General features: G+C 73.2%; 21 protein-coding genes. 14 read left to right on the top strand and 7 right to left on the bottom strand.

Going from position 1 to position 24,346, the window contains the following annotated elements:
- Positions 1-82: 82 nt before the first annotated feature.
- Positions 83-1,120, bottom strand: a complete 1,038-nt coding sequence (locus FM076_RS13140; RefSeq protein WP_173870518.1) for an SGNH/GDSL hydrolase family protein — start codon at positions 1,118-1,120, stop codon at positions 83-85.
- A gap of 236 nt (positions 1,121-1,356) precedes the next feature.
- Here FM076_RS13140 and FM076_RS13135 point away from each other — a divergent pair, with 236 nt between their 5' ends.
- Complete coding sequence (locus tag FM076_RS13135) at positions 1,357-2,745, top strand: cystathionine beta-synthase (protein ID WP_173870516.1); 1,389 nt, start codon at positions 1,357-1,359, stop codon at positions 2,743-2,745.
- A 127-nt stretch (positions 2,746-2,872) separates the two neighbouring features.
- Here FM076_RS13135 and FM076_RS13130 read toward each other — a convergent pair whose 3' ends face one another.
- On the bottom strand, positions 2,873-3,289 hold the full coding sequence (locus FM076_RS13130; protein ID WP_173870514.1) for a hypothetical protein: 417 nt from the start codon (positions 3,287-3,289) through the stop codon (positions 2,873-2,875).
- A gap of 302 nt (positions 3,290-3,591) precedes the next feature.
- Here FM076_RS13130 and FM076_RS13125 point away from each other — a divergent pair, with 302 nt between their 5' ends.
- From FM076_RS13125 to FM076_RS13100, 6 genes are all read left to right on the top strand, one after another.
- Complete coding sequence (locus FM076_RS13125; protein ID WP_173870512.1) at positions 3,592-4,872, top strand: extracellular solute-binding protein; 1,281 nt, start codon at positions 3,592-3,594, stop codon at positions 4,870-4,872.
- A complete protein-coding gene (locus FM076_RS13120) occupies positions 4,869-5,882 on the top strand; it encodes a carbohydrate ABC transporter permease (protein WP_173870510.1) in 1,014 nt (337 codons plus the stop codon). The genes FM076_RS13125 and FM076_RS13120 overlap by 4 nt, the downstream gene beginning before the upstream one ends.
- Entirely contained in the window at positions 5,875-6,747 is an 873-nt protein-coding gene (locus FM076_RS13115) for a carbohydrate ABC transporter permease (RefSeq protein ID WP_202034916.1), read from the top strand. The genes FM076_RS13120 and FM076_RS13115 overlap by 8 nt, the downstream gene beginning before the upstream one ends.
- A gap of 5 nt (positions 6,748-6,752) precedes the next feature.
- Positions 6,753-8,036: a Gfo/Idh/MocA family protein gene (locus FM076_RS13110; RefSeq protein WP_173870508.1), complete on the top strand. Its 1,284-nt coding sequence runs from the start codon at positions 6,753-6,755 to the stop codon at positions 8,034-8,036.
- 171 nt (positions 8,037-8,207) lie between these two features.
- Entirely contained in the window at positions 8,208-9,059 is an 852-nt protein-coding gene (locus tag FM076_RS13105; RefSeq protein ID WP_173870506.1) for a MurR/RpiR family transcriptional regulator, read from the top strand.
- A 137-nt stretch (positions 9,060-9,196) separates the two neighbouring features.
- Positions 9,197-9,892, top strand: coding sequence for a GNAT family N-acetyltransferase (locus tag FM076_RS13100; RefSeq protein ID WP_243274465.1), 696 nt, complete (start codon positions 9,197-9,199; stop codon positions 9,890-9,892).
- Between the two features lie 45 nt (positions 9,893-9,937).
- On the opposite strand, the gene FM076_RS13095 is transcribed toward FM076_RS13100, so the two are convergent.
- On the bottom strand, positions 9,938-10,939 hold the full coding sequence (locus tag FM076_RS13095) for a hypothetical protein (protein WP_173870504.1): 1,002 nt from the start codon (positions 10,937-10,939) through the stop codon (positions 9,938-9,940).
- 4 nt (positions 10,940-10,943) lie between these two features.
- A complete protein-coding gene (locus FM076_RS13090) occupies positions 10,944-11,378 on the bottom strand; it encodes a hypothetical protein (protein WP_173870503.1) in 435 nt (144 codons plus the stop codon).
- A 287-nt stretch (positions 11,379-11,665) separates the two neighbouring features.
- On the opposite strand from FM076_RS13090, the gene FM076_RS13085 reads away from it, so the two are divergent.
- Positions 11,666-12,847: a SpoIIE family protein phosphatase gene (locus tag FM076_RS13085; protein WP_173870501.1), complete on the top strand. Its 1,182-nt coding sequence runs from the start codon at positions 11,666-11,668 to the stop codon at positions 12,845-12,847.
- A gap of 169 nt (positions 12,848-13,016) precedes the next feature.
- Here FM076_RS13085 and FM076_RS13080 read toward each other — a convergent pair whose 3' ends face one another.
- A complete protein-coding gene (locus tag FM076_RS13080; RefSeq protein WP_173870499.1) occupies positions 13,017-13,940 on the bottom strand; it encodes an aldo/keto reductase in 924 nt (307 codons plus the stop codon).
- 37 nt (positions 13,941-13,977) lie between these two features.
- On the bottom strand, positions 13,978-14,691 hold the full coding sequence (locus FM076_RS13075) for a type 1 glutamine amidotransferase domain-containing protein (RefSeq protein ID WP_173870497.1): 714 nt from the start codon (positions 14,689-14,691) through the stop codon (positions 13,978-13,980).
- Positions 14,692-15,113: 422 nt separating this feature from the next.
- Here FM076_RS13075 and hutU point away from each other — a divergent pair, with 422 nt between their 5' ends.
- From hutU to FM076_RS13045, 6 genes are all read left to right on the top strand, one after another.
- Positions 15,114-16,784, top strand: coding sequence for a urocanate hydratase (hutU, locus tag FM076_RS13070; protein WP_173870495.1), 1,671 nt, complete (start codon positions 15,114-15,116; stop codon positions 16,782-16,784).
- A gap of 161 nt (positions 16,785-16,945) precedes the next feature.
- Positions 16,946-18,127: an allantoate amidohydrolase gene (locus FM076_RS13065; protein ID WP_173870494.1), complete on the top strand. Its 1,182-nt coding sequence runs from the start codon at positions 16,946-16,948 to the stop codon at positions 18,125-18,127.
- A gap of 86 nt (positions 18,128-18,213) precedes the next feature.
- On the top strand, positions 18,214-19,545 hold the full coding sequence (locus FM076_RS13060) for a formimidoylglutamate deiminase (RefSeq protein ID WP_243274904.1): 1,332 nt from the start codon (positions 18,214-18,216) through the stop codon (positions 19,543-19,545).
- A gap of 65 nt (positions 19,546-19,610) precedes the next feature.
- Positions 19,611-20,789: an imidazolonepropionase gene (hutI, locus tag FM076_RS13055; protein WP_173870490.1), complete on the top strand. Its 1,179-nt coding sequence runs from the start codon at positions 19,611-19,613 to the stop codon at positions 20,787-20,789.
- A 121-nt stretch (positions 20,790-20,910) separates the two neighbouring features.
- Positions 20,911-22,422, top strand: a complete 1,512-nt coding sequence (locus FM076_RS13050) for an MFS transporter (protein WP_173870487.1) — start codon at positions 20,911-20,913, stop codon at positions 22,420-22,422.
- Positions 22,419-23,075: a MarR family winged helix-turn-helix transcriptional regulator gene (locus FM076_RS13045; RefSeq protein ID WP_243274464.1), complete on the top strand. Its 657-nt coding sequence runs from the start codon at positions 22,419-22,421 to the stop codon at positions 23,073-23,075. Before FM076_RS13050 ends, FM076_RS13045 begins: the two co-directional genes overlap by 4 nt.
- Positions 23,076-23,244: 169 nt before the next feature.
- Here FM076_RS13045 and FM076_RS13040 read toward each other — a convergent pair whose 3' ends face one another.
- Complete coding sequence (locus FM076_RS13040; RefSeq protein ID WP_173870485.1) at positions 23,245-24,237, bottom strand: RNA polymerase sigma factor SigF; 993 nt, start codon at positions 24,235-24,237, stop codon at positions 23,245-23,247.
- Positions 24,238-24,346: the final 109 nt, after the last annotated feature.

The raw sequence follows: 24,346 nt of genomic DNA, 5'->3' as shown, positions 1-24,346 counted from the left end.
GGGCCTCCTCGGACAGATCGTGGGAGTGCCTCCTCGGACAGGTCCTGGTGCGGGTCCTATCGGACAGGTCCTGGTGCAGGTCTCAGTGGCGGCCGGCTTCGGGCTGGGGTTCGCGGGTGATCTCTTCCGGGGGCGGCAGCCTGCGGCGGCGGCGGTGTTTGAGGAGGGCCCAGGGGCCGCGCATCCCCGCGACCTCGGTGCCGCCCTCGGCGGCGGCCTCCGCCGCGGCGCGGGCGACGGGGAGCACGCCCTCGCGGCGCCGGGCGTCGGGCCGTTCGTCCTCCGTCGGCCACAGCCCCAGCGCCGCGCACAGGGTGGGCAGGACGGCCATCGCGGCGGTGGCGTACCCCTCGGCGGAGGGGTGGTAGTTGTCGGGGCCGAACAGCTCGCGCGGGTTCGCGGAGAACTCCGGGCCGAGCAGGTCGCCCAGCGAGACCGTGCGGCCGCCCTCCTCGACGACGGCGATGGTCTGCGCGGCCGCGAGCTGACGCGAAAGCCGCCGCGCGATCCAGCGCAGCGGCTGTCCCACGGGCTCGACGCTGCCCAGGTCGGGGCAGGTGCCGACCACCACCTCGCAGCCGGCGGTACGCAGCCGTGCCACCGCGTCCGACAGGTAGCGGACCGAGCGCGCCGGGGGCATGCGATGGGTGACGTCGTTGGCGCCGATCATGATCACGCACACGTCCGGTGCCTCGGCGAGGTCCCGCTCGCTGAGCAGCAGGGTGATCTGCCGTTCCAGGTCGTCGGACATGGCCCCGGACAGCGCGACGTTGCGCAGCTCGACGGGGCGTTCGGCGATGGCCGCCAGCGCGGAGGCCAGCAGGGCGCCGGGCGTCTGGCGCGGCCGGTGGACGCCTTGTCCCGCGGCGGTCGAGTCACCCAGGAAGGCCAGTCGCAGGGGCTGCCCCGGGTAGAGCCTGCCGAAGGCGCCGCCGTACAGACCGTCGGCCTTGGGCGGCTCGTCCCCGGAGCCGCCGATATGACGTTTCGCCAGTTGGATCTCGGTGAAGAGCAGCCCGACCGCCGCCCCACCGACCAGGCCGATCCCGCCGCCTCCGTAGGCGGCCGCGGTCGCGATCCGCCGGGCTACTCTCGCGCTCGACGCCTTCGACATCGGCATTCTCCTCTTCCGCCTCCCGCGTTGTCGTGCTGCTGCGTTGGTGTGGTCATCGGTCCGTACCTTTTCAAGGAGTGGTGAACTCTCCGTCGCGCGCGGGGCTCGAACCCCTCATGACTGTGTTGCCCCGTGCGGACCTTGCTGCAACGCGCCCCCGGCGTGCACGTGTTGCCCAATATGGTGTCGGCACGGGCTCGCGACCCCGCGGCCCACGACCACGACTACGCGCGGAGACCACGGTGCAGTATCACGAGTCGATGATCGAGCTTGTCGGCAACACCCCGCTGATCAAGCTCAACAGCGTGACGGAGGGCATCGAGGCCACCGTCCTGGCGAAGGTCGAGTACTTCAACCCGGGCGGCTCCGTGAAGGACCGGATCGCGCTGCGCATGATCGAGGCGGCCGAGGCGTCCGGCGCGCTGCGGCCCGGCGGGGTGATCGTCGAGCCCACCTCCGGCAACACGGGTGTCGGACTGGCCATCGTCGCCCAGCAGAAGGGCTACCGCTGCCTGTTCGTCTGCCCCGACAAGGTCTCCATGGACAAGATCAACGTCCTGCGCGCGTACGGGGCCGAGGTCGTGGTGTGCCCGACCGCCGTCGACCCCGAGCACCCCGACTCCTACTACAACGTCTCCGACCGGCTGGTCCGGGAGACCCCCGGCGCCTGGAAACCCGACCAGTACAGCAACCCGGACAACCCCCGCTCGCACTACGAGACGACCGGCCCCGAGCTGTGGGAGCAGACCGAGGGACGGATCACCCATTTCGTCGCCGGCATCGGCACCGGCGGCACCATCAGCGGGACCGGGCGGTATCTGAAGGAGGTCAGCGACGGCCGCGTACGGATCATCGGCGCCGACCCGGAGGGTTCCGTCTACTCGGGCGGTTCGGGCCGTCCGTACCTGGTCGAGGGCGTCGGTGAGGACTTCTGGCCCGACGCGTACGACCGGAACATCACCGACGAGATCGTCGCCGTCTCCGACAAGGACTCCTTCCGGATGACCCGGCGCCTGGCCCGGGAGGAGGGGCTGCTGGTCGGCGGCTCCTGCGGGATGGCCGTCGTCGGCGCGCTGGAGGTCGCCAGGCGCCTGGGGCCCGACGACGTGGTGGTCGTGCTGCTGCCGGACAGCGGACGCGGCTACCTCAGCAAGATCTTCAACGACGAGTGGATGAACGACTACGGGTTCCTGGAGGAGAGCGGCACCGCCGGGGCCCGGGTCGGCGATGTGCTGCGGTTCAAGGAGGGGCCCATGCCCTCCCTGGTGCACATGCACCCCGAGGAGACGGTGGGGGAGGCCATCGAGGTGCTGCGCGAGTACGGCGTCTCCCAGATGCCCGTCGTCAAGCGCGGTGCCGGCCACCCGGATGTGATGGCCGCGGAGGTCATCGGGTCGGTGGTGGAACGGGAGCTGCTGGACGCGCTGTTCGCGCAGCGCGCCTCCCTCGACGACGCGCTGGACAAGCACATGAGCGCACCGCTGCCGCACGTGGGCTCGGGGGAGCCCGTGGCCGACCTGATGGCCGTGCTGGAAGGGGCCGACGCGGCGGTCGTCCTGGCGGAGGGGCGGCCCAGCGGGGTGGTCAGCCGCCAGGACCTGCTGGCGTTCCTCGCCAGCGACGCCCGGTGAGCCCGTCCGCCCAGTGAGCCCGTCCGGCCGGTGGGGACCGGGACCGGTCCCCACCTCCGCTCCCGCCCCTTCCCGGAGGCCGCCCGGGGAGGGGCGTCGCGCGTCCGCCGGGGGCTCGGCGCGGCGCTCAGGGCTTCTCGTCTCTTCGGGAGAACCAGGTGCGGCTGGCCTGGAGGGCGTTGACGGCGACGATGCCGGCCCAGCAGGTGAGGAGCCCCGTCATGCCGGCGTTGACGACGGCGATCGCCGAGAGCGGGATCGCCAGGACCAGGGAGGCCACCGCCAGGCCCAGGCGGGCGCCGAGTCCGTCGGGGTAGACGGGCGAGGTCTGCTGGGGTCTCGTCGCCGAGGTGCCCCGCGCCGCCATCATCTGCTGCTCCGCCAGCTGGCGCCGCACCCGTTTGTCGACCACGGTGTCGAGCCGCTGCTCGACCTTCTCCAGGAACGAGTCGATCAACTCGTCCTCGTACTCGGGCCCCAGCTCCCTGCGCGTCTGCAGGGTGGCGTCGAGTTCCTTCTTCAGCTCGGAGTCGGGTGCGCTCATGCCCTCACGGTACGGCCGATCCGGGGCGGCGGCAGTGGTGCTAGGGCGAGTATCCGCGGGGGAACCCCAGCCGCCTGATCGAGGGCGCGGGCACAGGCCGGCCGCCGGCGGGTGGTGCCGGGCCGCCCCGGGGCCCGCCGCGGACGCTCGCCCTGGCACTACCGCGGACACTCGCCCTGGCACTACTGACTCCCGCCGCCGGAGGGGGCACTGTACTGCGTGAAGATGATTGAAACGGATATTGACGCGTCATCTTCGAACACATAGCTTTCCGGCATCCGGCTCCAAGGGAGGACCCCGGCGTGCGCAGACGTTCGCTCCTCGCAGCCGCCGCGACGACGCTCGGCGCCTCGGCGTTCGCGGCCGGCTGCGGCAGTCCCCCCGCCTCCTCGTCCTCCGGCAGGCGCGGCGGGCACCTCACCTACGGCGTCTGGGACGTCTACCAGGTGCCCGCCATGAAGAAGGCCGCCAAGGAGTTCGAGCGCACCCGGCCGGGCGTCACGGTGGAGGTGCAGCTCACCCCCAACGCCACGTACTGGACGAAGCTGCGTACCGCCTGCTCCGGCGGCTCGGCGCCCGACGTGTTCTGGATGAACGGGCCCAACTTCGGCCTCTACGCGGAGAACGGGCAGCTCCTGCCGCTGGAGACCGAGGGTGACGACGCCGTCCTCGACCCGGCCGACTTCCCGTCCGACCTGGCCAGGCTCTACCGCTGGAAGGGCACGCAGTACGGGGCGCCGAAGGATTTCGACACGGTCGCGCTGTGGTTCAACAAGGAGCTCTTCGACCGGGCGGGTGTGGACCACCCGGACGAGAAGTGGACCTGGCAGGACCTGATCGACAACGCCCAGCGCCTCACCGACCGGCGCCGCGGGGTCTACGGGATCGGCGCTCCGGTGCGGGCGCAGGAGAACTACTACAACTCGATCCCGCAGGCCGGTGGATGGGTGCTGTCGAAGGACCGGAAGCACTCCGGCTACTCCGACCCGGAGACCCTGGAGGGGCTCCGGCTGTGGATCGACATGATCCACCGGTACCGCGCCTCGCCCAGCCTCCAGCAGCTCACCGACACCGACCCCACCCAGATGTTCCAGGCGGGCAAGCTCGCCATGACCTACGAGTGCTCGTACAACGCGGCCACCTTCTGGGCCGATCCCGCGCTGCGCTCGAAGATCGGCGTCGCACCGCTGCCCCGGGGCCGGCGCCGCGCCAGCGTCATCCACGGCCTGGCCAACGTGGTGTACGCCAGGACACCGCACCCCGAGCTGGCCCGTGACTTCGTGCGGTTCATGTCCGGCAAGCACGGCTCCCTCATCCAGGCCGAGCACGGCACGGCCATCCCGGCGCGCAACGGCACCCAGCAGCCGTGGGCCGACGCGATGCCCACGTTCGACCTGAAGGTCCATCTGGACGCCGTGGCCTACGCGGTGCCGTATCCGATCTCCACCAACACCGCCGCATGGTCGCACAAGGAGCTGCAGTTGCTGTCCCGGGCGTGGAGCGGGAACGAGAGCCTGGAGAGCGTGTCGCGTGCCCTCACCAAGGCGATGAACCAGCTGCTCGCCCAGGAGGGAACGGCATGAGCGTCGAGGTCGAAGCCGGTGCGGCCAGGGGCACGGCACCGCCTCCGTCCGCGCGGCCGGGCGGGCCGGAGGCGTCCCCTGTCAGCCAGCGGGCGCTGCGCAAACGGGAGCGCCGTTTCCTGCACCGCGACAAGTGGTGGGGATACGCGCTGATCGCCCCGGCGGGGCTGGGCCTCGCGGTGTTCTACCTGTGGCCCGTGGTGCAGACGCTGTACTTCAGCTTCACCGAGTGGGGCCCCTTCGGCGGCACCACCTGGATCGGGCTGGCGAACTACCGCACACTGCTGCACGACCCCGAGGTGTGGCAGTCGCTGGGCAACAGCCTGGTGTACACCGTGCTGGTGCTGCTGGGCATCCCCGTCTCGATGGTGCTGGCCGTGCTGCTCAACCTGAGGGGGATGCGCGGCACCGGGCTGTACCGGACGCTGTACTTCCTGCCGGTGGTCACCATGCCCGCCGCGGTGGCGGTCGTGTGGCGGTGGCTCTACAACGGCGACGTCGGCATCCTCAACCAGGCGCTGGACGCCATCGGCATCGACGGCACCTACTGGGTGTCCGATCCGGACGCGGTGCGGTTCGCGGTCGCCGCGGTGGGCGTGTGGATGACCGTCGGCTACAACATGATCCTGCTGCTGGCCGGGCTGCAGAGCATCCCGCAGGACTACTACGAGGCCGCGTCCTTGGACGGTGCCGGGCGGGTACGGCAGTTCTTCTCGGTGACGATGCCGCTGCTGAGTCCGACGCTGTTCTTCACCACGGTGCTGTCGGTGATCCAGTCCCTCCAGGTGTTCGACCTGATCTACATGATCCTGGGCGCCAACACCGCGGTGGGTGTCACGAACCCGGCCTACAGCGAGGGCCAGACGATCGTGATGCTGTTCTTCCAGAAGTCCTTCTTCGACAACCAGCGCGCGTACGGGGCGGCCATCGTCTGTGTGCTGTTCGTCCTGATCATGGCACTGACCGCCCTCCAGTTCCGGTTGCAGAAGAGGTGGGTCCACTATGGCTGAGACGCACCCGCGCGCCTCGCGTCCGCCGCGCCGCCCGCGCCCCACGCGCCGCGAGGGGCGGCTGTGGCCCGCGCACCTGGTGCTGTCCCTGGGGGCGGTCATCACCGTCTTCCCGCTGCTGTGGCAGGTGCTGACCTCCTTCAAGTCCTTCGGGGAGTCCACCCGGGTACCGCCGACGATCCTGCCGGAGCACTGGGAGTGGTCGAACTACGCGACGGTCTTCTCCTCGATCCCGTTCACCGACCAGCTGGTCAACACCGTGCTGATGACGCTGCTGCGCACGGCCGCGCAACTGCTGCTGTGCTCGATGGCGGCCTACGCGTTCGCCCGCATACCCTTCCCCGGGCGCGGCGCGCTCTTCCTCGGGTTCCTGGCGGTGCTGATGGTGCCGGGCCAGCTGTTCCTGCTGCCGCAGTACCAGATCATGCAGGACCTCGGCTGGCTCAACTCCCTCCAGGCACTGGTGGTTCCCGGCATGTTCAGCGCGTTCGGCACCTTCCTGCTGCGCCAGTTCTTCCTGGGGCTGCCCGCCGAACTGGAGGAGGCCGCCCGCCTGGACGGCGCCAACCCGTTCACCGTCTTCTGGCGGATCGCCCTGCCGCTGGCCCGCCCCGGGCTGCTGGCGCTGGGCATCCTCACCTTCCTGTGGTCCTGGAACGACCTGATGTGGCCGCTGGTCGTCAACACCGACCCGTCCAGGATGCCGCTGTCGGCCGGGCTGGCCACGCTCCAGGGCGCGCATCTCACGGAGTACCCGGTGCTGATGGCCGGCTCCGTGCTGGCCACGCTGCCGGTGATCGTCGTCTTCGTCACGATGCAGCGGCAGTTCATCCAGGGCATCGCTTTCTCCGGAATGAAGGGCTGAGCAGCATGACCGACACGACCGTGGACCAGGCGACCGGCGAAGCCGGCGGCTCCCGCTCCCGCGAGCTGCGCCTGGCCGTCATCGGGCTCGGCCTGCGCGCCACCGTCGCCCGGCACGCGCACCGGCCCGGCGAGGGCTCCCGCGTGGTGGCCGCCGTCGACACCTCCCCGCGGATGTTCGACCGCGCCCGCGCGTGGTTCGGCGACGACGTGCGCCTGTACGCCGGCCACCGCGCGCTGCTGGACGCCGAGGAGCTGGACGCGGTCTTCGTCATCACCCCCGACCACACCCACGAGCAGCTCGCGTGCGAGCTGCTGGCGGCCGGTGTCGCCGTCTTCGTGGAGAAGCCGCTGGCCATCACCACGGAGGGCTGCGACCGCGTGCTGGAGGCCGCCCGTGCGGGCGGCGCCCGGCTGTACGTGGGCCACAACATGCGGCACATGCCCGTGGTGCGGACGATGCGCGAGCTGATACGGCGCGGCGAGATCGGCGAGGTCAAGGCGATCTGGTGCCGCCACTTCGTGGGCCACGGCGGTGACTTCTACTTCAAGGACTGGCACGCCGACCGCCGGAACACCACCGGCCTGCTCCTCCAGAAGGGTGCCCATGACCTGGATGTCATCCACTGGCTGGCCGGTGCCTACACCGAGCGGGTCACGGCGCTGGGCGGGCTGACCGTCTACGGGGACATCACCGACCGCTCGGGCCAGCCCCCCGGCGCGGTGATGCCGGACTGGTACGACCCGGAGAACAACTGGCCGCCGCTGTCGCTGACCGGTCTCAACCCGGTGGTGGACGTGGAGGACCTGTCGATGATGGTGATGCGCCTGGAGGGCGGGGTGCACGCCAGCTACCAGCAGTGCCACTACACGCCCGACTACTGGCGCAACTACACCGTCATCGGCACCGAGGGCCGGCTGGAGAACTTCGGGGACCACGGCGAGAGCGCCGAGGTGCGGGTCTGGAAGCGGCGCAGCGGCTACCGTGCCGACGCCGATCTCGTCATCCCCGTGCCGATACCCGACGAGGACGGGCACGGCGGCTCCGACCCGCTGCTGGTGGCGGAGTTCCTGCGGTTCGTGCGGGAGGGCGGCAGGACGGACACCAGTCCGGTGGCCGCGCGGGAGGCGGTGGCCGCCGGGGTCGCGGCCACCGAGTCGCTGCGGGACGGCGGACGGCCCGTGACGGTCGCCAGGGTGGCGCCGGAGCTGGCCCGCTGGTTCGAGGAGGGGCAGCGGGTGGAGGAGAGGCAGGGCTTCGAAGGGGGGCAGCGGGTGGAGGAGGGGTAGCGGGTCGAGGGGAGGCAAGGGTCAAAGGAGGGGCATCGGATCGAGGAGAGGCAGGTGTCTGAGGAGGGGCAGGGGTGACGTCTCCCGTGTCGCCTCCGTCCCGCCTTGCCCGGGCCGGGCCCGCTGCATAGGGTTATGCAAGGGAGGAGCGGGCTGAATGAGAGGTGCGGGATGAGCAGCGCCAGCGCGCGGTTGCTGAAGCTCTTCGAGGGGCACCGGCTGACACCCACGCAGCGCCGGATCGCGCACTGCATGGTGCGCCGGGCCGGAGACGCGCCGTTCCTCTCCAGTGTGGAGCTGGCGGAACTGGCCGGGGTCAGCCAGCCGTCGGTCACCCGGTTCGCGGTGGCGCTCGGTTTCGACGGCTACCCGGCGCTCCGCCGCCATCTGCGCGAGAGCGAACCGGCGGAGGGGACCGAGCCCGCCGCGGGGGGCGAGGAGCGCGGCGGCCTCAACGAGTACCAGCAGGCCGTGCACGCCGAGATCGAGAACCTGCGGCACCTGGCCGCACTGCTGGAGGACCCGGCGCCCGTCGAGCGCGCCGGCGCGCTGCTGGCCGCCTCGCGCCCGCTGCCCGTCCTGGGGCTGCGGGCCGCCGCGGCGCAGGCGAGCGGCTTCTCCTACTTCGCGGCAAAGGTCCATCCCGATGTGCGGCTGCTCACCGAGGGCGGCTCGATGCTGGAGGACCGCCTCGACGGCTGCGTCCGTGCCGGGGCCACCGCGCTGCTGTGCTTCGCCCTGCCCCGGCATCCGCGCGAGACGTTGGAGGCGCTGGAGCGGGCGCGCGCGGCGGGGCTGGCCGTCGTCACCGTCGCCGACAGCGCCTTCGCGCCCGTCGCCCGCCCCGGTGACCTGCTGCTGCCCGCCGCCGTCGGTACGGGCCTGGCCTTCGACACCGCCTGCGCCCCCATGCTGCTGGGGCGCGTCCTGCTGGAGGCCATGTGCGACGGGCTGCCCGACGCGCAGGCGCGGCTGGAGGAGTTCGACGCCCGCGCCGGGGAACGGGGCCTGTTCGCGGAGTAACGCGCGGAGCGAGGCGTGGAGTGACGCGCGGAGCGGGGGGGGTGCGCCGTCCGGTCCGTGAAAACCAGGTGCCCTCGGCGGGCCGGCGGCCCTACTGTGTGCGGCTGTCCTTTCCGACAGCTGTGAGGAGGCCCTGATTGGGCGACGCCGGTGCGGTGGGGTACGCGGACCCCGCTCTGGTCAGGACGTGGGTCACCGGCTGGACGGTCTCGCGGGGCACCCCCGCGCCCACCCGGCTGCCGTGGGGCCTGTACATGGACGTCGGGTCCGCACGGATCGTGGGGCGGCACGTGCTGCTGCGTGCCGACGAGGAGGCGGTGCGCGAGGCCACCGCCGGGGTGACCGTGCCGGAGACCTGGATCATGGTCTTCGCCGAGCCGGACGAGGTCGCCGCCTGGCTGCCGCACGGCTGGCAGGTGGACCACGGGGAAACCGGCCACCTGATGACCGCCGACCTCACCCTCGCGGGCCCCGGCACAGGCCACGGACGCGCGGTCGGCGGACCGGACGCCTTGCCCGACGGTTACGCCCGCACGGTGGAGACACGCGACGGCGTCACCCTCGTCCGGATCGACGACGCGGCCGGCGAGCCCGCCGCGCGCGGGCAGATGGCCGTGCGCGACGGTGCCGCGGTGATGGACCGGATCAGCACCGAGGAGGCACACCGGCGCCGGGGCCTGGGCAGCGTGGTGATGCGTACGCTCGCCGACCGCGCCGTGGCCGCGGGCGCGACCCTCGGCCTGCTGGGCGCCACCCCGCAGGGGCGGGCACTGTACGAGACGCTCGGCTGGCGTGTGCGCAGCGTCCTGACGGAGTGCGTCTACCGGCCGTGAGGCCCGCGCCCACCCAACCCCCTACAGCACCCGGAGCGGAGACCCCTACGGCACCCGGCCGAGGAAGGCCAGCAGTCTGTCCCCCGGGGGCGCGTCGCGCGGCACCGGGACCTCGGGGGCGAACAGCGGTGGCCGGGCCCCCTCGTGGGGCACCAGCTGCCGGGCTACCGGCAGCAGCCGGGCGGCCAGCGGTGCGGGCACCGGGCGGTCCGGCCGGCCGGTGGCCTGCGCGATGTCCCAGCCGTGCACGGCCAGCTCCACCGCGCCCGTCAGCGCCAGGGCCGTCGCCGTCAGCGGCGCGTCGGCCACCGTGAGCAGTTCGCGCCCCGGCGCGGCGGCCCAGGCCCCCAGCAGACGCGCGGCCCGCCTCCTGAAGACCCCCGCCGGGTCGGCCCCGTGGACCCTCCGCACCTCGTCGGCCGTGTTGTCCCCGGCGATCCCGTGGGGCCCGCCGACCCCGTGGGTGTGGGTCGTGTGGGCCGCAACGGCTTCCTGCCCGGTCGCGGTCCTGGTCCCTGATGTGGTCCCGGCCCCGGTTGTGGGTCCGGCCCCGGCCCCGGTCCCGCGTCCGGTCCCGTCCGTGGGCCCGGTTTGGGGCCCGCCCGTCGAGTCCGGGCCGGTCCCGATCCTGAACCCGGTCCCGGTCCCGGTCCCGCGTCCGGTCCCGGGAGCGGTCGCCGGGCCGCCGTCCGAGGTGGTCGCGGCGGGGCCCGCCCCGGAGGCGGGTGTCGGCCCGGGAGGGTATGGGACCGTCCCCTCCCGGGCCCCGTGCCCTCCCGGTCGCGGCGCCGTGCCGCCCCCCGGCGGGTGCAGGGCCACCGCGCCGTCGGCGATGCCCTCGTGCAGCGCCGCCAGGGAGTCGTCCAGGTGGGACATCAGCCGGCGCAGGTCCCACTCCGCGCACGGTGTCGGCCGGTCCAGCAGTGCGGGCGTCACGGCCTGGGCGGTGCCCAGCGCGTAGCCGACCGCGTGCCGCAGCAGTTCGACGGCCTGGTGCCGGGCGGCCGTCCGTACCGGGACGCCCCCGCTCTCCGTCTGCCCCGGCACGGCGCTAGGCGGTGGGGCTGTCGTCGGTGACCTCGAAGAGCTGGACGTAGTTGCCGTCCGGGTCCTCCAGGGTGCCCAGCAGCACCCGTTCGCCGGCCGCCTCCACCGGGCGGATCCAGCGGGGGTTGAGCGTCGCGGTGAGCCGCTTCTCGTGGGCGCAGATGCCGGTGACCTCGAAGGTGACCAGGATCCGGCCGGGCTCGACGGACTTGCGCCCCACGTCGTCCCGGCTCTCGAAGATCACGTATGTGCCGCCCAGCTCCAGGGAGAGCAGGGGCGCTTCCCCGCCGCCCTCGCCGCCTCCGCCTCCGTGGCCGTGGTCGCGGTCGTCGCCGTCACGCGGCGGCGCGAAGGCGGTGCGGTACCACTCCCACAGCCGCCGCGGGTCCGTGCTCCCCAGCACCACACCGCCCACTCGGCAACTCCCCGGCTCCGACATGACGCTCCGCCTCCTTCACGCTGTGCGCGCCGGGCCCGGTGCGCGGCGCTCGGAAGGTGGACCGTCCCCGGCGCCGGAACTCATCGCACCCGCCCCCACCGCACCGCACCGGACCGCACCGGACGGCCTCGCACCGCGAGGGCGCGTTCGCCCGGTACGACAGCGGGCTCGCGCCGGACGCCGCTGGGGTACGGTGAGCAGCACCGCACCGACATCCGCACGGAAACCGGCTGAGCAGCGCGATCCCGCGCGGGTCATCGTCAGCCCCGCACAGAACCAGGACCGCCGTGGACAGACTCGCCGCCGTCCAGCAGAAGCTGCGCGCCGCGCCTCCGCACACGCTCGTCTCCGTCGTGGCAGCCGAGCTGGAGGAGCGGTTCGGCGCCGACGCGGTCGAACTCCGCATGGTCGACTACGGGATGTCCTCGCTGCAGGCGGTGTCCGGTGGGGACCCGGACGGCAGTCCGCCGGTGCCCGTCCACGACAGCCCGCAGGGGCGCGCGTTCGGCGCCCAGGAGCCGTACATCACGCGGGGGCGGGGTGCGGGGATCGTCGTCCACCTGCCGGTGACGATCCGGGGCGACCGGCTGGGCACGCTGTCGGTGGGGCTGCCCACCACCGTCGATCCCCGGGCGCTCCTGCCCGAGCTGCGGGAGCTGTGCGAGGCGCTCGGCCACGAGATCGTCGTCGCCGAACGGGACACGGACCTGTTCGTGCTGGCACGGCGGGCCACCCGGCTCACCCTGGCGGCGGAGATGCAGTGGCAGCTGCTGCCCGGACGCTCCTGCGTCCGCCCCGAGTTCGAGGTCGGCGCCCATCTGGAGCCCGCCTACGCGATCTTCGGTGACAGTTTCGACTGGGAGGCGTCCGAGCGCTATCTGACGCTCAGCATCACCAACGGCATGGGCGAGGGCATGGACGCCGCCCTGCTGACCAGCCTCGCCGCCAACGCGCTGCGCAACGCCCGCCGCGCCGGTCTCGACCTGGCGGGCCAGGCGACCCTCGCCGACCAGGCCGTCTACGCCCAGTACCAGGGCTCCGCCCATGTGGCGGTGCTCCTGCTGCGGTTCGAGCTGGCCACCGGGAAGGTCGAGGCGGTCGACGCGGGTTCGCCCCGGCTGTGGCGGCTGCGCGGCGGCCGTACGGTCACGGAGGTCACCTTCGACCACCAGCTCCCGCTGGGCATGTTCGAGGACACCGTCTACACGGAGGAGCACTTCACGGTGCTGCCGGATGACCGGCTGCTGATCGGCAGCGACGGTGTCTACGAAACGTCGGGCCGGGGCGGCGAGAAGTACGGCGACCGCTCCCTGGCCCGCTCCCTGGCCGCCAACCGGCTGCTGCCCGCCGCCCAGGTCCCCGTCGCCGTGCTGCGGGAACTGGCCGGCTACCGGCGCGAGGCCGCCCTCCAGGACGACGCTCTGATCATGTGCGTCGACTGGCACGGCCGTCCGGAGACCGCGGACTGACTGCCCGGGGCGGGGGCTGTGGACTGACTGCCCGGGGCCGCGGCTGACCGCCCAGGGGCCGCGGACTGACTGAGCGCGGCGGTCCGGGCCGGCCGCGGGCGGGCCCGCCCCGTCCCGCACCACGGGCCCGCCCCGTCCCGCACCACGGGCCGGGCCCGCACCGTGCCGCCTACCCCGTGCTGTCCGGCCTGCGGGGGCCGGCGACCGCGTCCGACAGTGCCTCGAACTCGGCGTCCGTCAGCTCGATCCGGGCCGCGTCGGTGTTCTCCTCCAGGTGCGCCACCCGCGAGGTGCCGGGGATCGGCAGCATCACCGGGGAGCGGCGCAGCAGCCAGGCGAGGGCGAGCTGGGAGGGGCTCGCGCCGTGCTGCCGGGCGGCGGCGTCCAGCGGGCCGCCCGGCTTGGCGAGTTCGCCGGTCGCCATCGGGAACCAGGGGATGAACGCCAGGCTGTCGCCGCGGGCCGTCTCCCGTTCCGCGTACTCCAGCACGTCCTCCGCGCTGCGGTCGGCGATGTTGTAGAGGTTCTGCACGGAGACGACGGTCTCCAGCTTCCTGGCCTCCGCCAGCTGGGCGACGGTCACCTCGGACAGCCCGATGAACCGGATCTTGCCCTCCTGCTGGAGCAGCGCGAGTTCGCCGAGCTGGTCGGCGACCGGCACCTTCGCATCGATGCGGTGCAGCTGGTAGAGGTCGATGCGCTCCAGGCCCAGGTGGCGCAGGCTCAGTTCGCACTGCTGGCGCAGGTACTCGGGCCGGCCCACCGGGCGCCAGTCGTCGGGGCCGGAGCGGGTCAGCCCGCCCTTGGTGGCGATGACCAGGTCGTCCGGGTACGGGTGCAGGGCCTGGTGGATCAGGCGTTCGCTGACGAACGGGCCGTAGGAGTCGGCCGTGTCGATGAGGTTGACGCCCAGCTCGACCGCGCGCCGCAGTACCCGGACGGCCTCGTCCGGGTCCCGCGGCTCACCCCAGACGCCGGGGCCGGTCAGCTGCATCGCGCCGTATCCGAGCCGGTTGACGGGCAGTTCTCCGCCCAGCAGGAAGGTGCCGGAGGCGTCGGCCGGCCGGCTGCCGGGCTGTGCGGTGCTGGTCATCGCTGTGTTCCATTCGCCGGGAGGGACGGTACGTGCCTCATCCGAGCATCTTGATGATCTCCGTGGCAACGGGTCCGGCGGAGGCCGGGTTCTGGCCGGTCACCAGGTTGCGGTCCACCACCACGTGCGGTTCCCAGGGCCTGCCCTCCTCGAAGTGCGCCCCGGACTCCACCAGCCGGTCCTGGAGCAGCCACTTGGCCTTGGTGGCCAGGCCCGTCTCGTGCTCCTCGGCGTTGGTGAAGGCGGTCAGCCGGTATCCGTAGACCGCGCTGGCGCCCTGCTGGGTGTGGGCGGCCAGCAGCGCCGCCGGGCCGTGGCAGACGACGCCCAGCGGACGTCCCGACGCCAGCGTGCGTACCAGCAGCGTGCCGGAGTCGCTGTCGGTGGCCAGGTCCTCCATGGGGCCGTGGCCGCCGGGGTAGAAGACGGCGTCGTAGCCGGCGGGGCCGCCGCCGCTGTCGATGCGGACGTCCTCGATGCTCAGCGGCTGTCCGAGTTCCACGAAGGCGTCGAGCCCCGCCGCGACCCGGTCGGCGGCCTCCTGTCCGCCGTTCGCGTCGGCGGACAGGCTGGCCTGGTCGACGCTGGGGACGACTCCGCCGGGGGTGGCGACGGTCACCTGGTGGCCCGCCGCCTTGAACGCCTCGTAGGGGGCGACCGCCTCGTCGGCCCAGAACCCGGTGGGGTGCCGGGTCCCGTCGGCGAGCGTCCAGTGCTGGGCGCCGGTGAGCACGAAAAGAATCTGCGACATGTCGTTCTCCGGGGCTGCGGGGGAGGGGCGGGGGGAGGAGGGGAACGGGGCGGGGACGGGACGGAGGGGAACGGGACGGGACGGAGGGGAACGGGACGGGACGGAGGGGGACGGGACGGGGCGACCGGGACGGCAGGGGCTGCGCGGGCGTGTGCTGACGTGCAGTACCCGGAGCGCGGGGTTTCCGAACCAGGGATGTGGGGTCGGCACCAGGGGCGTGGCGTCGGCGCGCTTCCCGACGACCGTAGGCGGCGGCGGGCGCGGGCGGCGACCGGAACACCTCCGACCGGCCCTGGAAGGTGCCCCGACCGGACGCGGGCGGTCGCGGCGGGGAAGCCCGCTCCCCCTGTTGACTAGATCTATTCACTGCGTATGGTTAGTGAATAGATCAGATACGGCTGGAGTCGAGGAGGCAGGGCCATATGACCAGCACCGCAGGACCGCGCCCGGTCAGGGCACCGCGCGGCAGCGAGCTGAGCGCGCTCGGATGGCAGCAGGAGGCCGCTCTGCGGATGCTGCAGAACAACCTCGACCCCGAGGTCGCCGAGCACCCCGACAAACTCGTCGTCTACGGCGGCACCGGCAAGGCCGCCCGCGACTGGGCGTCCTTCGACGCGATGGTCCGCACCCTGCGCACCCTGCGCGGCGACGAGACGATGCTCGTCCAGTCCGGCCGCCCCGTCGGGGTGATGACCACACACGAATGGGCCCCGCGCGTCCTGATCGCGAACTCGCACCTGGTCGGCGACTGGGCGAACTGGGAGGAGTTCCGCCGTCTGGAGCAGCTCGGCCTGACCATGTACGGCCAGATGACGGCCGGCTCCTGGATCTACATCGGCACCCAGGGCATCCTCCAGGGCACCTACGAGACCTTCGCGGCCGTCGCCGCCAAGCGCTTCGGCGGTTCACTCGCCGGAACCATCACCCTGACGGCCGGACTCGGCGGCATGGGCGGCGCCCAGCCGCTCGCCGTCACCATGAACGACGGCGTCGCCCTCGTCGTCGAGTGCGACCCCTCGCGCATCGACCGCCGCATCGAACACGGTTATCTCGACGTCCGCGCGGAGAACACCGCCGAGGCGCTGCGGCTCGCCGTCGAGGCCCGCGACGCCCGCCGCCCCCTGTCCATCGGCCTGCTCGGCAACGCCGCCGAGGTGCTGCCGCGACTGCTGGCCGACGGCGCCCCCATCGACATCGTCACCGACCAGACCTCCGCCCACGACCCGCTCTCGTACCTGCCGGTCGGCATCGACTTCGCGGACATGGCCACCTACGCGGCCGAGAAACCCGCCGACTTCACCCGGCGCGCCCGCGCGTCCATGGCCGCGCACGTCGAGGCCATGGTCGGCTTCCAGGACGCGGGCGCCGAGGTCTTCGACTACGGCAACTCCCTCCGCGGCGAGGCCCAGCTCGCCGGGTACGAACGCGCCTTCGCCTTCCCCGGCTTCGTCCCCGCCTACATCCGCCCCCTCTTCTGCGAGGGCAAGGGCCCCTTCCGCTGGGCGGCCCTCTCCGGCGACCCCGCCGACATCGCCGCCACCGACCGCGCCCTGCTCGATCTCTTCCCCGAGAACACCTCCCTCGCCCGCTGGCTCCGCCTCGCCGGCGAACGCGTCCACTACCAGGGACTGCCCGCCCGCATCTGCTGGCTCGGCTACGGCGAACGGGACGCGGCCGGCGAACGCTTCAACGACATGGTCGCCTCCGGTGAACTCTCCGCGCCCCTCGTGCTGGGCCGCGACCACCTCGACTGCGGCTCCGTCGCCTCCCCCTACCGCGAGACCGAGGCCATGCGCGACGGCTCCGACGCCATCGCCGACTGGCCGATGCTCAACGCCATGCTCAACGTCGCCTCCGGCGCCACCTGGGTCTCCCTCCACCACGGCGGCGGTGTCGGCATGGGCCGCTCCCTGCACGCCGGCCAGGTCACCGTCGCCGACGGGACCGCCCTCGCGGGCGAGAAACTGCGACGGGTCCTCACCAACGACCCCGGCACCGGTGTCATCCGGCACGTCGACGCGGGGTACCCCGAGGCCGAGGCGGTCGCCGCCGACCGCAACGTCCGCATCCCCATGCGAGAGGGAGAAGCCTGATGGAGCCCGATCCCACGGAACCCGGACATCCTCCGGTTGTGGGCATCACCCCGCCGTCCCGTGGGGGCGATCGGTCCGCAGGGGCTGAACCGGGGGCACTTCCCGGCCGGGAGGCGGGCCGCCCGCAGCCGGGGGCGGGGAAGGGGGCCGGCTTCCACGAGATGTGGAAGGAGCTGCTCCCTCTCGGGCGTGCCGCCTCCGGCGGCTACCGCCGGTTCGCGTGGACGGTCCCCGACCAGGAGTGCCGGGAGTGGTTCCGCGGGCAGGCGGAGTCCCGGGGCCTGGACTACGAGGTGGACGGGAACGGCAACCAGTGGGCGTGGGCCGGCGACAAGGACGCCGGGGACGCCGTGGTGACCGGCTCCCACCTGGACTCCGTCCCGGACGGCGGCGCCTTCGACGGCCCGCTGGGCGTCATCTCCGCGTTCGCGGCCCTCGATGAACTCCGCGCACGGAACGTACCGTTCACCCGACCCCTGGCGATCGTGAACTTCACCGACGAGGAGGGCGCCCGCTTCGGACTCTCGTGCGTGGGCTCCCGGCTGATGACCGGCGCGCTCACCAGGGAGGGCGCCCACGCCCTGACGGACGCGGAGGGCGTCTCGCTGCCGCGGGCGATGGAGGCGGCGGGCCACGACCCCGGGGCGCTCGGCCCGGACCCCGGTCGGCTGGCCCGCATCGGCGCGTTCGTCGAACTCCACATCGAACAGGGCCGCGCCCTCGCGGAGACGGAGCACCGGATCGCCGTTGCGTCGGCGATCTGGCCGCACGGCCGGTGGCGGTTCGACTTCCGCGGCGAGGCCAACCACGCGGGCACCACCCGTCTGGAGGACCGCCACGACCCGATGCTGACGTACGCCAACACGGTGCTCGCCGCGCGGAAGAAGGCGCGGCTGGCGGGCGCGCTGGCGACCTTCGGCAAGGTGGCGGTGGAGCCGAACGGCGTCAACGCCGTGCCGTCGCTGGTCAGCGGCTGGCTCGACTCGCGGGCTCCCGACGAGGAGACGCTGGCCGCCGTCGTCGAGGAGATCGAGCGTGCGGCGGGGGAGCGGGGCGGCCGGGACGGGGTGGCGGTCGAGGTGACGCGCGAGTCGGCGACGCCCCTGGTGGAGTTCGACCACGTGCTGCGGGACCGGCTGGTCGCGCTGCTCGGCGGCCGGGTGCCCGTCCTGCCCACGGGCGCGGGACACGACGCGGGTATTTTGTCCGGTTCGGTGCCCACCGCCATGCTGTACGTCCGCAACCCCACCGGCGTCTCGCACTCGCCTGCCGAGTCCGCCGAGGAGGACGACTGCACGGCGGGCGTCACCGCGCTCGCCGAGGTACTGGAAGGTCTGGTGTGACGACGAGGACGCGAACGAACCCGAACGCCACCGGACCCGACCCGGGTCCCGGTGACGTCCCGGCCGAGAAGTCCTACTGGTGCGAGCTGGCCTGGCTCAACGGCACCGTCGAGCCGCACGTCGTGCTGGAGGTGACCGCGCGGGGGCGGCTCGGCGCGATCCGTACGGGCGTCGAGGCGCCGCCGCCCGGGGCGGTCGTGCTGCGCGGGCTCACGCTGCCCGGCCTGGCGAACGCGCACTCGCACGCCTTCCACCGGGCGCTGCGCGGCACCGTCCAGGTCGGCTCGGGCACGTTCTGGACGTGGCGGGACACCATGTACCAGACGGCCGCCCGGCTCACCCCGGACAGCTACTACGCGCTGGCCCGCGCGGTGTACGCGGAGATGGCGCTGGCGGGCATCACCTGCGTGGGAGAGTTCCACTACCTGCACCACGCGCCCGGCGGGGAGCGCTACGACGACCCCAACGCGATGGGCCACGCGCTGGTCGCCGCCGCGGCCGACGCCGGTATCCGCATCACCTTGCTGGACACCGCCTACCTGGCCTCCGGCATCGGCCGCAAGGGCCGCGGCGAGCCGCCCACCCGGCAGCAGCTGCGCTTCAGCGACGGCACCGCCGAGGCGTGGGCCGAGCGGGTCTCCGCGTTCAAGCCGGAGGGCGACCACGTGCGGGTGGGCGCCGCCGCGCACTCCGTGCGGGCGGTTCCCGCCCGGGAGCTGGGCACCGTCGCCTCGTGGGCCGAGGAGCGGGGCGCGCCGCTGCACGTCCACCTGTCCGAGCAGACCGCGGAGAACGACGCCTGCGAGAGCGCGCACGGTATGACGCCGACCGCGCTGCTGGCCGAGCACGGCGTCCTCGGGCCGCGCACCACCGCCGTCCACGCCACCCATCTGACCGGGGACGACATCCGCCGGGTGGGCCGTTCGGGAACGGGCGTGTGCATGTGCCCCACGACCGAACGCGACCTGGCCGACGGCATCGGGCCGGCCCCCGCGCTCGACCGGGCCGGGGCCACACTGTCGCTGGGCAGCGACAGCCACGCCGTCATCGACCTGTTCGAGGAGGCCCGCGCGATGGAGCTGAACGAGCGGCTCGCCAGCCGCACGCGGGGCCACTGGACGGCGGGGCAGCTGCTGCGGGCCGCGACCGAGGGCGGTCACGCAGCGCTGGGCTGGCCGGAGGCGAGCCGCCTGGAGACCGGGGCGCTCGCCGACTTCACCACGGTCGCGCTCGACTCGGTGCGCACGGCCGGGCCGGTGGCCCGGCTCGCGGCGGAGGCGGCCGTCTTCGCGGCCACGTCCGCCGACGTCCGCCACACCGTGGTCGCCGGCCGCCACGTCGTACGGGACGGCAACCACACCCTGGTGGACTCCGTCCCGCACGCCCTGACCGAAGCCCTGGCCGCACTCCGCCCCTGACGACCGCGGGGCCGGGCCCCGCCTCTGATGACCGCGGCCCCCGCCCCGCCCACCCAAGGACCCGTATGCCTCACGCGACAGCCCTCACCAACATCGGCGCCCTGGTGACGAACGACCCCGCCCTCGGGGACGGCAGCGCCCTCGGTGTCATCGAGAACGCCACCCTCGTCATGGAGGACGGCGAGGTGGCCTGGGTGGGCCCCGCCGAGCGGGCACCGGCCGCCGACACCGCGCACGACGCGGGCGGCAGGGCCGCCGTCCCCGGCTTCGTGGACAGCCACTCCCACCTCCTCTACGCGGGCGACCGCACCGAGGAGTTCAACGCCCGCATGTCCGGCCGCCCCTACACGGCGGGCGGCATCCGCACCACCGTCCAGGCGACCCGCGAGGCCTCCGACGAAGCCCTCGCGGCGACGCTGGACGCACACCTGGCCGAGATGCGCGCCCAGGGCACCACCACGCTGGAGACCAAGTCGGGGTACGGCCTCAGCCCCCGGCACGAGGCGCGGGCGCTGCGGGTGGCGGCCGCGTCGGAGGTGGACGAGGTCACCTACCTCGGCGCCCATGTGGTGCCGCCGGAGTACGCGTCCGACCCGGACGGGTACACCGCGCTGGTGGCGGGGGAGATGCTGGAGGCGTGCGCCCCCCACGCCCGCTGGGTGGACGTCTTCTGCGAGGAGGGCGCCTTCGACGAGGACCAGTCCCGGGCGATCCTCACCGCGGGCAAGGCCAGGGGCCTGACCCCCCGCGTCCACGCCAACCAGCTCTCCTACGGGCCGGGTGTGCGGCTGGCCGTGGAGCTGGGCGCGGCCTCGGCGGACCACTGCACCCATCTGACCGACGCGGACATCGACGCGCTGGCACAGGGCAGCACCGTGGCCACGCTGCTGCCCGGCTGCGAGTTCTCCACGCGCGCGGTCTACCCGGACGCCCGCCGGCTGCTGGACGCGGGGATCACGGTGGCGCTGTCCACCGACTGCAACCCGGGTTCCTCCTACACGTCCTCCATGCCGTTCTGCATCGCGATCGCCGTCCGGGAGATGAATATGACCCCCGACGAGGCCCTCTGGTCGGCGACGGCGGGCGGCGCGCGGGCGCTGCACCGCACCGACGTCGGCCGCCTGAGCCCCGGCGCCCGCGCCGATGTCGCCCTCCTGGACGCCCCCTCCCACGTCCACCTCTCCTACCGTCCGGGCGTCCCGCTGGTCGCCGGGGTGTGGCACCGGGGCGTACGCGTTCCCTGAACCGGCCGCAGGGGGCCCGGAGGCGCGCGGCCGGCGGCGGTGCCCGCACGGTGCCGGACTGTCGGTGGTTGGTTGTAGCATCACAATCGTTGTAGTGGTGAAAACAATCCCGGGGGGTCCCTTGTCCGACGCCGAACCCACCCCGTGCCGCCGCCTCCTGATCCTGGCGATCTGCTGCATGTCGCTGCTGATCGTCAGCCTGGACACGACGGCGCTGAACGTGGCACTGCCGGACATCCGCACGGACCTGGGCACCTCCGTCTCCGGGCTCCAGTGGGTCGTCGACGCCTACACCCTCGTGCTGGCGGCGCTGCTGATGCTGGCCGGCTCCACGGCGGACCGGATGGGCCGGCGCCGGGTCTTCCGCTGGGGGCTCGCCCTCTTCGTGCTCGGCTCGCTGCTGTGCAGCCTGGCGCCGGGGCTGGGGTGGCTGGTGGCGGCCCGCGCGCTCCAGGCGGTGGGCGGTTCGATGCTCAACCCCGTGGCGATGTCGATCATCACCAACACCTTCACCGATCCGCGCGAACGCGCCCGCGCGATCGGGGTGTGGGGCGGCGTCGTCGGCATCAGCATGGCGGCGGGCCCCATCCTGGGCGGACTGCTGGTCGAGGTGAGCGGCTGGCAGGCGATCTTCTGGGTCAATGTGCCGGTGGGTCTGGCCGCCCTGCTGCTGACGACGCGTTACGTCCCCGAGTCCCGTGCGCCCCGCTCCCGCCGGGTGGACCCGGTCGGCCAGATACTGATGATCGTGCTGCTGGGCAGCCTCACCTACGGCATCATCGAGAGCCCGCACCACGGGCCCGCCTCGCCGCTGGTGGCGGGCTGTGCCGCCGCGGCGCTGCTGTCCCTGGCCGGGCTGGTGGTCCACGAGTCGCGCCGCCCCGAGCCCCTCATCGACCCGCGCTTCTTCCGCAGCGTCCCGTTCGCGGGCGCGACGGCCACCGCGGTGTGCGCCTTCGCCGCGCTGGGCGGCTTCCTCTTCCTGACGTCCCTGTACCTGCAGGAGATACGCGGCATGAGCGCGCTGCACGCTGGCCTGTGCACGCTGCCGATGGCGGCCATGACGCTGGTCTTCGCCCCGCTCTCGGGCCGCCTGGTCGGCAGCCGCGGCCCCCGGCTGCCCCTGGTGGCGGCGGGCCTGGGCCTGACGGCCTCGGGGCTGCTCCTGGCGTGGACGGCCTCGGCCGACCTCTCCCTGGGCGTCCTCTTCTGCGGCTACGTCCTCTTCGGCATCGGCTTCGGACTGGTCAACGCGCCCATCACCAACACCGCCGTCTCCGGGATGCCCCGCGCGCAGGCGGGTGTCGCCGCCGCCGTGGCCTCGACCAGCCGGCAGGTCGGCTCCTCCCTGGGCGTGGCCGTCATCGGTGCCGTGATGGCGAGCGCCACGGCGGGCGGGGTGGGCGCCGGCGGCGGACTGGGCGGCGCGGCCGGGTTCCAGGACGCGCAGCGCACGGCATGGTGGATCATCACCGGGTGCGGCCTCGCCGTCCTGCTCCTGGGCGTGCTGACCACGGGCCGCCGGGCCCGCGAGTCGGCACGGCGCGCGGCCCTCCTCCTGGGCGGCGAGGCACCCGGGGCGCCGGCCGCCCGGCCGACGAACCGTACGAACAGCGAGGCGACGACGGGATGAACGACTCCCCGCGCGACCCCCGGCCGACCCCCGGCGCCGCCCCCGGCCCCGGTCCCGACCACACCACCGGCCCCGGTCCCGACCCCGGCCACACCTCCACGCCCAACGAGACCCCCGCCCCCGAGGAAACCCCGGCCCACGACCCCGTCGAGGCACCGGCCCCCTCGTCCGCACCCCCGGACGCGCTCTTGTCCGCACTTCCGGACGCGCTCCCGGCGGACCCGAGGGCGGTGCGGGTCTGGCGCGATCTGCGGGCCCTCGTCCTGGAGGCGGCCGATGTCCGGGGGCGGGTGACCGAGGCGCTCGGGATGAGCTACTTCCGGGCGAAGGCGCTGCGCCACATCGCCGCCGAGGGGCCGCTGACGCTCCGGGCGCTGGCGGCGGCGCTGTTCGCCGACGCCCCCTACACCACGCTGACCGTCGAGTACCTGGTCAAGCGGGGTCTCGTGACCCGCGAGCCGAACCCGGCCGACCGCCGTTCCAAGCTGGTCGAGGTCACCCCTCAGGGCGCGCGGGCCGCGGCGGAGATGGCCCGCATCACCGACACCCCGCCCCCGGCGCTGCGCGGACTGCCGCCCGCGGACCTGACGGCGCTGGAGCGGATCCTGGACGGCGCGCTGCGGGACCGGGCGGTGAGCGAGGGCCCGGCCTGAAGAGCGGGCCGTCCCGGGAGGACCGCACCGGAAGGGCCCCACCGGGGGACCGCGGCAGGCGGGCCGCACCGGGCGGCGCCGTACAGGCCGAGGGCCCGGCCGGACGTGGACGTCCGGCCGGGCCCTCGGCACGCGGAGCGTGTCGCACACGGGGTGCGACGCCCCCGCGTCATTCCTCGATCATCAGTCCCTTGCGGAGCTTGCCCAGGGTGCGGGACAGGAGGCGGGAGACGTGCATCTGGGAGATGCCCAGCTCCTCCCCGATCTCCGACTGGGTCATGTTCGCCACGAAGCGCAGCGAGAGGATTCTGCGGTCACGCGCGGGGAGTTCGGCGATGAGGGGCTTGAGGGACTCGACGTACTCGATGCCTTCGAGCCCGTGGTCCTCGTAGCCGATGCGGTCGGCCAGGGCGCCCTCGGTGTCGTCCTCCTCGGGCTGGGCGTCCAGCGAGCTGGCCGTGTAGGCGTTGCTCGCGGCCATGCCCTCGACGACCTCCTCGGTGGAGATCTTCAGGCGCTGGGCCAGCTCCTCGACGGTCGGCGCGCGGTCCAGCTTCTGGGCGAGTTCGTCGCCCGCCTTGGCCAGGTCGAGCCGCAGCTCCTGGAGGCGGCGGGGTACCCGCACCGACCAGGAGGTGTCGCGGAAGAAGCGCTTGATCTCGCCGACGATGGTCGGCATCGCGAAGGTGGGGAACTCCACGCCGCGGTCGAGTTCGAAGCGGTCGATCGCCTTGATCAGACCGATCGTGCCGACCTGGACGATGTCCTCCATCGGCTCGCTGCGCGAGCGGAAGCGGGAGGCCGCGAACTTGACGAGCGCCAGATTGAGTTCGACGAGCGTGTTGCGTACGTACGCGTATTCGTGGGTGCCCTCTTCGAGGGTCTCCAGACGCCGGAAGAGCGTCTTGGACAGGGCCCGCGCGTCCAGCGGGCCGACCTCGTCGTAGGGTGGGATCTCGGGGAGCTGGAGCTGATCGAAGAGGTCGGCTTCCACCGCCTCGGCGATCTGCTCCGCACTCGTGGGATCGCCGCCGAGGGCGTCGGTGGGCAGAGGGTGGGAATCCGGCAGGGAGTCCGGGCTGGGCTGCTCCGGAACGGCGGGAGCGGTCGCGACCTGCGTATCAGCGGGGTCGGATATCCCGTTGGCGAGCCGGGGTGACATGGCTGTCCTCCATGGTTTCTCGGCATATGGCTGCCGAAGCCGTGACGTGCACTGCGGGGTGCGGCGCCTCCAAGGCCGACGTTGGTTCGGTATCCCTATTAGACCTACC

The organism is Streptomyces albus subsp. chlorinus (genome assembly GCF_013302895.1).
GTDB lineage: Bacteria > Actinomycetota > Actinomycetes > Streptomycetales > Streptomycetaceae > Streptomyces > Streptomyces chlorinus.
The sequence above is the reverse complement of the archived record's forward strand: the minus strand, read 5'-3'. Positions and strand labels throughout refer to the sequence as shown.